Annotated in this window: 10 protein-coding genes; 5 read left to right on the forward strand and 5 right to left on the reverse strand. The window is 57.9% G+C overall.

Going from position 1 to position 11,625, the window contains the following annotated elements; genetic code table 11:
• Positions 1-380: 380 nt before the first annotated feature.
• The gene (locus OHL16_RS05735) at positions 381-1,649 is read left to right on the forward strand and encodes a dipeptidase (protein WP_317891032.1); all 1,269 of its coding nucleotides are present in this window, start codon (positions 381-383) and stop codon (positions 1,647-1,649) included.
• A gap of 16 nt (positions 1,650-1,665) precedes the next feature.
• Here the strand turns inward: OHL16_RS05735 and OHL16_RS05740 are convergent, their stop codons facing one another.
• On the reverse strand, positions 1,666-1,959 hold the full coding sequence (locus OHL16_RS05740) for a putative quinol monooxygenase (protein ID WP_263366107.1): 294 nt from the start codon (positions 1,957-1,959) through the stop codon (positions 1,666-1,668).
• A gap of 163 nt (positions 1,960-2,122) precedes the next feature.
• Here OHL16_RS05740 and OHL16_RS05745 point away from each other — a divergent pair, with 163 nt between their 5' ends.
• From OHL16_RS05745 to OHL16_RS05755, 3 genes are all read left to right on the forward strand, one after another.
• A complete protein-coding gene (locus OHL16_RS05745; RefSeq protein WP_263366108.1) occupies positions 2,123-2,881 on the forward strand; it encodes a peptidylprolyl isomerase in 759 nt (252 codons plus the stop codon).
• A 74-nt stretch (positions 2,882-2,955) separates the two neighbouring features.
• Entirely contained in the window at positions 2,956-3,477 is a 522-nt protein-coding gene (locus OHL16_RS05750; protein WP_263366109.1) for a peptidylprolyl isomerase, read from the forward strand.
• A gap of 279 nt (positions 3,478-3,756) precedes the next feature.
• Entirely contained in the window at positions 3,757-5,097 is a 1,341-nt protein-coding gene (locus OHL16_RS05755; RefSeq protein ID WP_263366110.1) for an oligosaccharide repeat unit polymerase, read from the forward strand.
• Between the two features lie 540 nt (positions 5,098-5,637).
• Here the strand turns inward: OHL16_RS05755 and mdh are convergent.
• The 4 genes from mdh to OHL16_RS05775 form a co-directional block, all read right to left on the reverse strand.
• The gene (mdh, locus tag OHL16_RS05760) at positions 5,638-6,567 is read right to left on the reverse strand and encodes a malate dehydrogenase (RefSeq protein ID WP_263366111.1); all 930 of its coding nucleotides are present in this window, start codon (positions 6,565-6,567) and stop codon (positions 5,638-5,640) included.
• A 71-nt stretch (positions 6,568-6,638) separates the two neighbouring features.
• Positions 6,639-8,039: an NADP-dependent isocitrate dehydrogenase gene (locus tag OHL16_RS05765; protein ID WP_263366112.1), complete on the reverse strand. Its 1,401-nt coding sequence runs from the start codon at positions 8,037-8,039 to the stop codon at positions 6,639-6,641.
• 182 nt (positions 8,040-8,221) lie between these two features.
• Positions 8,222-9,589, reverse strand: coding sequence for a glutamine synthetase family protein (locus tag OHL16_RS05770; RefSeq protein ID WP_396127153.1), 1,368 nt, complete (start codon positions 9,587-9,589; stop codon positions 8,222-8,224).
• Between the two features lie 349 nt (positions 9,590-9,938).
• Entirely contained in the window at positions 9,939-10,436 is a 498-nt protein-coding gene (locus tag OHL16_RS05775) for a PEP-CTERM sorting domain-containing protein (protein ID WP_263366114.1), read from the reverse strand.
• A 212-nt stretch (positions 10,437-10,648) separates the two neighbouring features.
• Here OHL16_RS05775 and OHL16_RS05780 point away from each other — a divergent pair, with 212 nt between their 5' ends.
• The gene (locus OHL16_RS05780) at positions 10,649-11,617 is read left to right on the forward strand and encodes a carbon-nitrogen hydrolase (RefSeq protein ID WP_263366115.1); all 969 of its coding nucleotides are present in this window, start codon (positions 10,649-10,651) and stop codon (positions 11,615-11,617) included.
• Positions 11,618-11,625: the final 8 nt, after the last annotated feature.

An 11,625-nucleotide genomic window follows, 5' to 3' on the forward strand; every position in this document is an offset into this window, starting at 1 on the left:
AAACCCTGTCAATCCCCAAACCTGTGCAAAACGATGCAACCATCCCGGTAAGCCACATAAACAAAAGCATTTACCCAATAAAATAAACCGCCTTCAAGTGGCAGAGTAGGTCCATCCAATCCGTTAAAATAAAATCAGAAAAGATAAAGGCCGAGCGATCCAAAGCTCGGCCTTATGTGTTTCATTTTCAATGCTTTACCAGCAAGCCTCATAAATAGAACACTTTACACTCTAAGTCCAGGCTTAAACCACATGGAATGAATATTTTGCACAAAAACACGGGGAGGGGGGATACCGAGGATAGCAACGGGCGGACCATACAAACAAGACCTAACCCAAACGCTTGCTACAATTTCCCTTAATAACCTTCAAGGAAACCCATGCACACGATCACAAAATCCACTGCGGCAGCCTGTGCATCCTTCCTATCGGCCGCGCTCCTGCTGGCCGCAACGCCAGCCGGAGCGCAGTCCTCACAGTCCGCAGGAAAGAAGGCCATGTCTCAAGACCCGCAAGCTGTCCATCAGTCCGCCATCGTCATCGACACCCACGCGGACACCCCGCAGCGCTTCGTAGACGAGCACTGGGACTTCACCGATCCCCTCAACGGCGGCATGCTCAACTATGACTCCGCGAAGAAGGGCAACCTCGACGCGCAATTTTTTTCCATCTGGGTCGATCCCGGCCAGTACCCAGCCAACGCCTCCGCCCGCCGGACGCTTGAGCTCATCGACGGAACCCTCGAGCAGGTCCGCAAGCACCCCGACAAGCTCCAGCTCTGCACTACTGCCGAGCAGATCCTCGCCGCCCACAAGCAGGGCAAGTTCGCCGTCCTCATGGGAATCGAAGGTGGCCACTCCATCGAGAACTCGCTCGGCCTCCTACGCGACTACTACCGCCTCGGCGTTCGCTACATGACCCTCACTTGGTCCAACACCAACGACTGGGCCGACTCCTCCGGCGACATCGACGACACCACCGTCACCCACCACAACGGCCTCACCCCCTTCGGCAAAGACGTCGTCCGTGAGATGAACCGCCTCGGCATGATGGTCGACATCTCCCACGTCTCCGACAAAACCTTCTGGGACGTCATCGAGACCACGAAAGCTCCCATCATCGCCTCGCACTCCTCCGCCCGCGCCCTCACCGACGCCCAGCGCAACATGACCGACGACATGATCCGCGCCGTCGCCAAAAACGGCGGAGTCGTCATGGTCAACTTCCACCAGGCCTTCATCGACGAACAGTGGCGTCAGGCCTGGGCTGCGCAGAAACCCGAACGCCAGAAGGCACAGGACGCCCTCGAAGCCGAGTACAAGGCCAAGGGCCTGCCCGTCCCCTATGCGGCGTCTAACAAGATCGATCGAGAGTTCGCCGATCGACTCGGACGGGCCCCATTCAACTCGCTCATCGACCATTTCGACCACATCATCAAGGTCGCAGGCATCGACCACGTAGGCATCGGCACCGACTTCGACGGCATCCCTGTCCCACCCGCCGGTATAGACTCCGCCGCCGACTTCCCCAAGATCACCGCAGCCCTCATGGCACGCGGTTACTCTGCCGAAGACGTCAAAAAAGTTCTCGGAGGCAACATCCTGCGCGTCTTCGCTGCAGTCCAGGCTACTTCGGACCACAATCCATAAGGAACTTCGCCCGAACCTACTTCTTCGCAATCAACGTGATCTTGTTGATCTTTGGCGGCTCTGCCAGCAGCTCGCCCGCTTTCGCCATCAGAGCCTGCGCGATCGGTCCATTCAGATGCGCGTCACGCCCAGCCTCGTCGTCAAACGTATCGAAGACGCTGTAAAACCCATCGCCTTCCTTCAACCCATACCATGTCACGGTGCCGGACTCATCCTGAGCCATCCGCGCGCCCTGTTCCAGAAACGCCTCAACCTCCGCCTCCTTGCCCGGCTTCGCCATCAAGGGAACGTACAACGCGAACTTCGTCATCTGCCGCACCTCCTGTGCTCTTCAGCGTTAGATGCCGAACCATTTCCGCGGTAACAAAGTCCAGCGGACAATCTCACGTCGCAAAAAGAGTGACCAATCACGGCCACCGCTTTGCACCTCGGCACACCGCTGCGATAGCCTGTTTCATGGAGCACCATACCGCATGATCCTTCGTTCCTTCGCGCTCGCCCTGGCAGTCAGCGCCGCCGCGTTCGCTCAATCCTCAGCGCCACCACAGCAATCATCCCAGGACCTTCCCGACGCTCCCAGCACCGCCAGCCAGGCGAAGCCTCCCGTCGCTCCCAGCGGCCCCACTGCCGTCATCGACACCACGATGGGCCGCCTCACCTGCAAACTCTACGACCAGCAGGCTCCCGTTACCGTCGCGAACTTCATCGGCCTCGCCGACGGCACCAAGGACTGGACCGATCCCAAGACCCTCAAGAAGGTCCACCACCAGCCCTTCTACAACGGGACCACCTTCCACCGCGTCATCCCCGGTTTCATGATCCAGGGCGGCGACCGCGTGGGCGACGGCACTGGCGACCCCGGTTACCTCTTCCAGGACGAGATAGATCCCTCACTCACCTTCGACGAACCCGGCCGCCTCGCCATGGCCAACTCCGGCCCCGGCCCTTCCGGTGGTGGAACCAACGGTAGCCAGTTCTTCATCACTGAGGTTCCCGTCCCGCAACTCAACGGCAAGCACACCATCTTCGGCCAGTGCGACGCTCACACCGTCCTCCTCGTCGCCTCCATCGCGCGCGTCGAGCGCAACGAGAGCGACAAGCCTCTCACGCCTGTCACCATCACGCGCGTCACCATCGTGCGCGATGGCCAGCCTATGCCGCCGGAACCAACTTCTCCCACAGCACCCGCCGCTGCGCCTGCGGCAGCCACAACAGCCGCACCGCACAACTGAATTCCCGTCTCTGCGTTGCAACTGCCGAGACAATGCTTTCTCACGCATCTAACCCTGCAAGGAGAACCACGAACATGCCAACCAAGCCCGGCGTCTACGCCACCTTCAAGACCAACCAGGGAACAATCGTCTGCGAACTCTTCGAAAAGGACGCCCCCGAGACGGTCGCCAACTTTATCGGCCTTGCCGAGGGCACCAAGGAGTGGAACAGCCGCAGTAAGAAGGGTTCCAAGCTCTACGACGGCACCATCTTCCACCGCGTCATCCCCGACTTCATGATCCAGGGCGGCGACCCCGAAGGCAATGGCATGGGCGGCCCCGGCTACAAGTTCGCCGACGAAACCAAAGGTTCCCGCCACGGATTCCAGGAGAAGGGCAAGCTCGCCATGGCCAATGCCGGCCCCAACACCAACGGCAGCCAGTTCTTCATCACCGTAGCCCCCACCACCTGGCTCACCGGCAAGCACACCATCTTCGGCGAGGTCGTTGAAGGCTACGACATCGTCGAGAAGATCAGCAAAGTCTCCCGCGACGGCATGGACCGCCCCAAGACGCCTGTCGTTCTCGAATCTGTCTCCATCGAGCGGGTTGCGTAGACTCATTTGAAAGATCCACGACGAAGGGCCCGCTTTGGAAACACAGCGGGCTCCCTCGTCATTTTAGCTGATATCTAGCACCTGGCCTCAGCATGGGCTGCCTCCAGAGTGCTCTGGACAGATCACGGACTGATCATTTGGTTGAGGTGCATCAACACGCCTACTGTATTCTTAAACCCATGAGTCAAGAAAGCTCTGCGTGTGAAAACGGCTTGTTGCTTCAAGATTTCTCGCGCGTCTCGCCACTACCTCCTCATTTCGTCGCAGGGGTGACATAAGATGACGTGGAATATCCTCTATGTCATCGATTTTTTAGCGATTTCCCTCTTCGCAATCTCCTACTACCGCAACTGCTACCGGCGAGGGTATCGAATCGACTTTTGGCACGCGCAGCTGTTTCTTATATGCGTTTTTCCTAACCTGCTTCTGCTTCCATTCGCCAAGAGTGACCTGAACGAACTCGTTCTTGGTCGAGATTTTGCCGCGGTCCTTGCCGTGCTGCCCATTGTCTTTTTGCTGACACTGTTAGGATTCTTTGCCATGCTGGCTGGAGGCATTTTTTGGCGACTACGCGCCGGCTTGGGAGCACGTAAAACAACGATTCAGGTGCTGGACATCGTTCCCAGATGCTCACTCATGCTCATGTCATCCAGAGGCATTCTGGTGTTTCAGACGTTGCTTTGCCTCTTGTTGCAGATGCTGATCCTGTCTATATACTTTTCTCAGAGCGGGTTCGCATTTAACCTCAGAGAATACACGTTCGCCAACCCCACTCTTCGCCCCGTTGCTCTCTTCATCTCAAACTATTCCGTGATCATCGCTTCACATTGCCTTGCACGGTATATCGACACAAAGGAGAGGGTTCTGCTGGCATGCACCTTGCTGCTGACCGTTGGGATGATCTTCTTCGGCGCCAGATCCAATATTGCTGCCATTTACATCAATGTTCTGATGTGCTATCTGGTGGCGCTTCGGAGCAAAATCAGCCTGGTTCGGCTCACTAGCATGATTTCTGCCGTTATTGTAGCTGGCCTCTATCTCGGGAGCGTGCGGGGCGGTCAATATTCGCTCAGTATGTTCTTCGGAGTGTTGGTTCTAGCTATATTTTTTGGAAACAACTTTTCCGATCTGCGTGACTTTGCGTGGGTATATTCCACATGGAACCACAAGTTTTGGGTCGGCAAGACCTACTTTGCTGCTTTAACGGCATTTGTTCCACGCTTCGCCTCCCAATTTCGGGACAACTGGGGCCTGGGTGCCGCGACAGCCACGACGCTCGGTCTTGATCCTCATTCGCATCCCGGGGTCAGGCCGGGATACTTTGGAGAAGGTTTTTTCAACTTCGGAGTGGTCGGGGTAGTTGGCATCGGGCTCGCTCTCGGCATTGTTATTCGTCGCGTAGATATGGATGTCAAAGGGGCCCTGGCGTCTTCTCGACCCTCTATGATGAAGGCGTTCGCCTCTACGATGCTGATCGGCGTCGCGGGCGCCTGCGCCATTAGCTCAGGCTTTTCAGGCCTCTATGTTCTTGGAGGGATCTACCTCTTCTCTTGGTTCTGCCTTCGTATACAACGAATGATTCAGCCACGCAGCTCTCATTTGCGGACGCAGGTTAGTTAGGAAATTTAGGTAACTTCGCTGCCCATTGCCAGAGCCTGACCCAGCATCACAGCTGCGAGGCAACAGACACGAAGGTCATCGCTGCAGACGCCGGAGTCACACTCAATGCGCTGTCTAATTCGGGCGCATCGGCGGACTCCAGCCAATCGGCGAGCCCGAACTACAACCGCACGCCGCGGAGAAGTGCGCATCCCCTCTGTGGCTTCTGTTCCTCATCATCTTCTTTCCCCTGTCTATGACCGCGATCTTGGTCGTGGGGTTCATTAGTAGCCGTAACAAGGGAAGGTCCTGGTCCAGCGGCAGCAGTTCATGGTCCGACTGGGGAACCATCTCCAGCAGCGACAGCTGCTCCAGCAGCAGCGACGACAGCTTCAGCCGAGGCGACAGAGGGAGCTCTGGCGGAGGTGGAGCAGGAGGAGACTGGTAGTCCCGTCGCTTTGTGCATCCTGGCTAGGAGCTCTACATAGAAGCGCCGCGGCTCTGCTATGCAAAACAAAAAGCCCGCCAATTGCGGGCCTTTGTTTTGAGTCCACACTTCGACTAAGCTACGCCAATCACGGTGCAAAGCTCCTTCACCGCATCCGCGCTCTTGTTCAGCGCCGCTTGCTCCTCCGGAGTCAGCTTGATTTCAATAATCTGCTCAAGCCCCTTGGCACCCAGCTTGCACGGAACCCCGACATACAGCCCAGAGATCCCGTACTCACCCTGCAGATAAGCGGCACACGGAAGAATCTTCTTCTTGTCCTTCAGGATCGCCTCAACCATCTCCACGGCAGCAGACGAAGGAGCGTAGTAAGCCGAACCAGTCTTCAGATGTTTCACAATCTCCGCGCCGCCATTGGCCGTCCGCGTCTCCAGTTCCTTCAGTCGGTCAGGCGCAATCAACTCGGTAATCGGAATCCCCGCCACCGTGGAGTAACGCGAAAGGGGAACCATCGTGTCGCCGTGCCCGCCGAGCACAAACGCTGTCACGTTCTCCACTGAAACCTTCAATTCTTCAGCAATAAACGTGCGGAACCGTGCCGAATCGAGCACACCGGCCATGCCGATCACGCGCTCACGCGGCAAGCCGGCTTGCTTGAACGCCGTCTGTGCCATCGCATCCAGTGGGTTCGAAACCACAATGATGATCGTATTCGGCGACTGCGTGACCACCTTCGAAACAACATCGCTCATGATCTTGAAGTTGGTGTTCAGCAGATCGTCGCGGCTCATTCCAGGCTTGCGCGCAATGCCGGCGGTAATCAAAACGACATCCGAATCCTTCGTATCTGCATAATCATTGGTGCCGACAATGCTGCAATCGCGTTTCTCAATCGGCATCGCCTCGAGCAGGTCGAGCCCCTTGCCCTGCGGCACGCCCTCGATGACATCGATCAGCACGACATCCGCCAGCTCCTTCGCCGCAATCCAGTGCGCCGCCGTCGCGCCCACATTTCCTGCACCAACAATTGTTACCTTCTTACGCATTCTGCACTTCTCCTATCAAAATCCATTTCTATGGTTTCAAATCCGCGCCCTATCTGCGCATTTGCGGCCGTCTACATATTCTCGATCATGCGAGTCGCAAACTCACTGGTCTTTGCCTTCGTTGCGCCCTGCATCTGCCGCTCGAAGTCGTACGTTACGTGCTTCTGCTGAATCGTCTTCTCCATCGACGACTCGATCAGCCGCGCTGCCTCTGGCCATCCAATGAAGTCGAACAGCATCACGCCCGAAAGCATCACGGACCCCGGATTGATCACATCCTTGTCCGCGTACTTCGGAGCCGTGCCATGCGTCGCCTCAAAGACCGCATAGCCATCGCCGATGTTCGCACCAGGAGCGATACCAAGCCCACCCACCTGTGCCGCTGCCGCGTCGGAGATGTAGTCGCCGTTAAGATTCGTCGTCGCGAGCACGCTGTAGTCGCTCGGACGGATGATGATCTGCTGAAAGATCGAGTCCGCGATGCGGTCGTTTACCAGAATCTTCTGCTTCCACTTGCCGTTGCCGTGTGACGCGCCGATGGCGGCGATCACGCCGTTCACCTCGGCGATCACCTCGTCGACAAACGCCTTCGGAGCAAACTCAATTCCCGGCTCCACCAGCGCAGCATTCTCCTCCGGCGTCAGCTTCGGATTCGCTTCCAGATTGCCCAGAATCCAGCTCTCGCGCTCGGTCACGGTCTGCTCGCGGAACTCCTGTGTCGCAACCTCATAACCCCACTCGCGGAACGCGCCCTCGGTGAACTTCTGAATGTTTCCCTTATGCACCAGCGTCACCGTCTTGCGCCCGTGGTTCAGCGCATACTGGATCGCCGCCCGCACCAACCGCTTCGATCCCGTAATCGAGATCGGCTTCACGCCAACTCCAGAATCCAGCCGGACCTTCTTTTTGCCGCCCTTCAGCATCTCGTCGTTCACAAAGCTGATGAACTTCGCCGCCTCTGGCGTCCCCTCGCGGAACTCGATGCCGGCATAGATGTCCTCGGTGTTCTCGCGGAAGATCACCACATCCAGTTTCTCCGGATGCTTCACCGGGCTGGGCACGCCGGAGTAATACTTCACCGGACGAACACATTGATACAGATCCATCAACTGCCGCAGCGCCACGTTCAGCGACCGAATCCCGCCGCCCACCGGAGTCGTCAGCGGCCCTTTGATCGACACGCGAAAGTCCACAGTCGCCTTCACCGTGTCATCAGGCAGCCAGTTCTGTGTCTGCCTGTACGCCTTCTCGCCTGCCAGAACTTCAAACCACTTCACCGAGCGCTTGCCGCCGTATGCCTTCTCCACCGCCGCGTCGAATACGCGTTGCGAGGCCTTCCAGATATCACGTCCCGTTCCATCGCCCTCGATGAACGGAATAATCGGATTGTTTGGTACCGCGTACTTGCCGTTCGCATATTGAATCGGAGCCCCATCCTTAGGAACCGCAATCCCGTTATAGCTGTCCTGCATACGTATTCTTCCCTCCATCAAGTATGAGAGAACAAACTATCATTCGCCAAGAAGCTCTGGCAATATTCGCACGATATACGCGATAATCGCACACTTGTCGCGAACCGTAAGACGGCCGGCGTCAGATCCACAAATAAGAAACCCCGGCCGCAGCCGGGGCTTCTCACTCCATTCTCGTAACCTTAGAACTGGTTCCACAGAAGCTGGTTGTAGACATCGTGGTGGAACTGAACCTCCGGAGTCTTTACGATCGTCCCCAGCAGCCGCGGGCAGCGATCCGCCGAAGCCTGCTTCAGATCGGCGTAACGAGCCTTCACGTCAGCTCCCAGCAGCTTCGTCGTCCACTCCGCCTTGCGGAAGTCCTCGATCGCCGTGTACACATTATCCGGCAGATACCGCTCCGCCTGGCGCAGGTTCTTGATCTTCGCCGTCTCGCCATTCAGTCCGGTCTTGAAGATCGAGTGCATCACCATGTACGGATTCGCATCCGGCCCAACCGACCGCACTTCAACGCGCGCCGACTTCTCGTTGCCGATAGGAATACGGATCATCGACCCACGGTCCACAGCCGAGGCCTTGATCTGGTTCGGAGCCTCAAAGTGGGGATCAAGCCGCCGGTACGCATTCACGCTCGCATTCAGCAGCAGGCAAAGATCGTTGCCGTGCGTCAGAATGCGGTCCGTGAACTGCCACGCCAGCTTCGAGATCTTCTCCTCACCCTTCGGGTCCCAGAACAGGTTCTTGCCATTCTTCGTGATCGAGATGTTCGTGTGCATGCCACTTCCGTTCACGCCCACCACCGGCTTCGGCAGGAAACTCGCAGTCATGCCCATCTGCGTGGCCACCTGCCGACAGATCAGTTTGTACAGCTGAATCTGGTCCGCAGCAGCCACTACCTCGCCATAGCTGTAGTTGATCTCGAACTGGCTCGGCGCAACCTCCGGGTGGTCCTTCTCGTTCTCGAATCCCATGGCGCGCTGCACCTCCGCCGTGGTGTCGATGAACTCGCGCAGCGGATCACCGGGCAGCGAGTGATAGTACCCTCCCTTGTTGACGTACTGGAAGGAGCCGTTCTCATGGTAGAGACGCTCGGCGTCGACGCCCTCGAAGAGGAAGCCTTCAATCTCGTTGGCAGCGTTCAGCGTGTAGCCGTGCTCGTCGTACATCTCCTGCGAGAACTTCTTCAGCACTCCGCGAATATCTGCACTGTACGTCTGGCCGTTCTTGTCGATGACCTCGCCGAACACCAGCACCTTGCCCGCGCCAAAGATGTCAGCAGGCGCCCAGTAGAACGCGCTCCAGTCGATGCCGAGCCGCAGGTCGCTCTCGCGCTGCGCGGTAAAGCCGCGGATCGACGAGCCGTCGAACGTCAGATTGTCGAAACTCTTCACCAGGAACTTCTTGTCGTAGTCCAGCATGTGCAGCCGGCCTTCGAGATCGCTGAACAGTACCGTCACGGCCTTGATGCGGCGCTCATCGGTCAGATACTTCAACCGCTCTTCCTGAATCACATGCGGCGCAACACGCTTCTTGCGCTGCTCCTTCGCCATCAGGTTCAGATCCTCAAGTTCAGAGTAGGGAAGTTCCAGAAACTCGCGAAATTCGTTCAACGTAACGCTCCTTCTTCTGCAATGAAATACACGGCCACTGCAACGGCTGGGATTTAGGTCTCAGTAGTCAGGAAGAGGGTCGGGCCAAGCGGACATGGGTTGGCCACTCCCCCACCCTCAAACCTATCAGAAATCACAGTCTGAACAAAGGAGTATCCCTGATTTCGCGCCGCGCCTGGGCTTCGCCACCCACGCAGCTTGTCTACCACGAGAGGCGAACGCTCGCTCTTGTACTCAGATGCAGCAAAAGCCGCCCACATGGAGCGGCCTCACCTATCTCTCGATCGCCCTATGCAACAAACCGGCGTCGAACCACACCGCAGAACCCTAACAGCCCTGTTCCCAGCAATATCAACGACTCAGGCTCCGGAGTCGCAGTCACTGTCAGCGAGTTCAGTGGAACGTTTCTAGAACCAGAGCTCCCGAGACTCTCGATACCATACATACCAGCGAAGAAATACAGATTGATGTCGGTGCCGTTCGAAAGGAAGTAAGAGACCCCATGGGTGTCCACGTACGAGCCGCCCGCCGCCGGATAAAACAGCAGATTGTCATTCCCTCCATACGATCCCGCCGGCAGCAGGGAGTTGATCGTGAAACCGTCCGTTGTCCCGATCACACCCGTGATGAGATATTCGCCGGGAGTCGAGGTCGCAGCCGCCGTAAATTGACCTGAGCCCGAATCAGAGCTGCCACTGAAGCTAAACTTAAACGTGTCCGCAAATGCTGAAGAGCAAATCGTTGCTGAAATAGCCAAAGCCGAAAGTGCCAGAACCAGCTTTTTCATACAGTCCCCCCGGAACGGCCGACAGGGCCGGATTTTTTTGAATCCGTTAAGACGCATCCGCAATCTGCCTGCCGTAGAAGGAAGGCATTATTTCTCAACAATTCGCAAGGTTTTCCTCGGCTCCTATCTGCAAAGTCTTGCCTAAATGTGCCGCAACTTTCGCACTTCCGACAACCATCCCGGGCCACTCATCCGTAAGATAGAAGGAGACAATGTCGAACAAAGCCAACAGCACCACGAAGCGCGTCGCCCTTATTCAGATGTCCTGCGCCCCGGACACCCAGATCAACCTCGACAAGGCCGCCGAGCGCGTCTACGAGGCCGCCCGCCAGGGGGCCACTCTCGTCTGCCTCCCTGAGCTCTTCCGCGCCCAGTACTTCTGCCAGCGCGAGGACCACGCCCTCTTTGACCTTGCCGAGTCCATCCCTGGCCACTCCACCGACGTCCTTACTCGCGTCTGCCGCGAAACCGGGGTCGTCCTCGTCGCGTCGTTGTTCGAGCGCCGCGCCCCCGGCCTCTACCACAACACCGCCGTCACTATCGAGAAGGACGGCCGCATCGCCGACATCTACCGCAAGATGCACATCCCCGACGACCCTCTCTACTACGAGAAGTTCTACTTCACCCCCGGCGACCTCGGCTTCAAAGCCACCAAAACCACCTCCGGCCCCATCGGCACTCTCGTCTGCTGGGACCAGTGGTACCCCGAAGGCGCCCGCGTGACTGCCCTCAAAGGAGCCGAGGTCCTCTTCTTCCCCACCGCCATCGGCTGGCACCCCTCCGAGAAGAAGGAGTTCGGCACCGCCCAGTACGAGGCCTGGCAGACCGCCCAACGTGCCCACGCCATCGCCAACGGAGTCTTCGTCTGCTCCGTCAACCGCGTCGGCCACGAGCACGGCGACGTCACCTTCAAGGCCCCCGCAGCCGACGGCAACCCCGCGATCGTCGAGCTCAAAGGGCCCGGCGACCACACTCCCAGCTCAGGCCTCGAGTTCTGGGGCGGCAGCTTCATCGCCGACCCCTTCGGCCGCATCATCGCCCAGGCTAGCCACGACAGGGAAGAGATCCTCTACGCTGACCTCGACTCCAAGCTCATCGAAGTCACCCGCCAGCACTGGCCCTTCCTGCGCGACCGCCGCATCGACGCCTACGAAGGCATAGCAAAACGCTTTTTGGATTAGCGATCTCC

This window comes from Edaphobacter bradus (assembly GCF_025685645.1).
In the GTDB taxonomy this organism is placed as follows: Bacteria; Acidobacteriota; Terriglobia; order Terriglobales; family Acidobacteriaceae; genus Edaphobacter; species Edaphobacter bradus.

What these genes read in the sequence shown, in the direction of transcription:
- OHL16_RS05735 (WP_317891032.1), top strand. Translation starts at nt 381, where the DNA reads ATGCACACGATCACAAAATCCACTGCGGCAGCCTGTGCATCCTTCCTA.
- OHL16_RS05740 (WP_263366107.1), bottom strand. Translation starts at nt 1,959, where the DNA reads ATGACGAAGTTCGCGTTGTACGTTCCCTTGATGGCGAAGCCGGGCAAG.
- OHL16_RS05745 (WP_263366108.1), top strand. Translation starts at nt 2,123, where the DNA reads ATGATCCTTCGTTCCTTCGCGCTCGCCCTGGCAGTCAGCGCCGCCGCG.
- OHL16_RS05750 (WP_263366109.1), top strand. Translation starts at nt 2,956, where the DNA reads ATGCCAACCAAGCCCGGCGTCTACGCCACCTTCAAGACCAACCAGGGA.
- OHL16_RS05755 (WP_263366110.1), top strand. Translation starts at nt 3,757, where the DNA reads ATGACGTGGAATATCCTCTATGTCATCGATTTTTTAGCGATTTCCCTC.
- mdh (WP_263366111.1), bottom strand. Translation starts at nt 6,567, where the DNA reads ATGCGTAAGAAGGTAACAATTGTTGGTGCAGGAAATGTGGGCGCGACG.
- OHL16_RS05765 (WP_263366112.1), bottom strand. Translation starts at nt 8,039, where the DNA reads ATGCAGGACAGCTATAACGGGATTGCGGTTCCTAAGGATGGGGCTCCG.
- OHL16_RS05770 (WP_396127153.1), bottom strand. Translation starts at nt 9,589, where the DNA reads ATGGCGAAGGAGCAGCGCAAGAAGCGTGTTGCGCCGCATGTGATTCAG.
- OHL16_RS05775 (WP_263366114.1), bottom strand. Translation starts at nt 10,436, where the DNA reads ATGAAAAAGCTGGTTCTGGCACTTTCGGCTTTGGCTATTTCAGCAACG.
- OHL16_RS05780 (WP_263366115.1), top strand. Translation starts at nt 10,649, where the DNA reads ATGTCGAACAAAGCCAACAGCACCACGAAGCGCGTCGCCCTTATTCAG.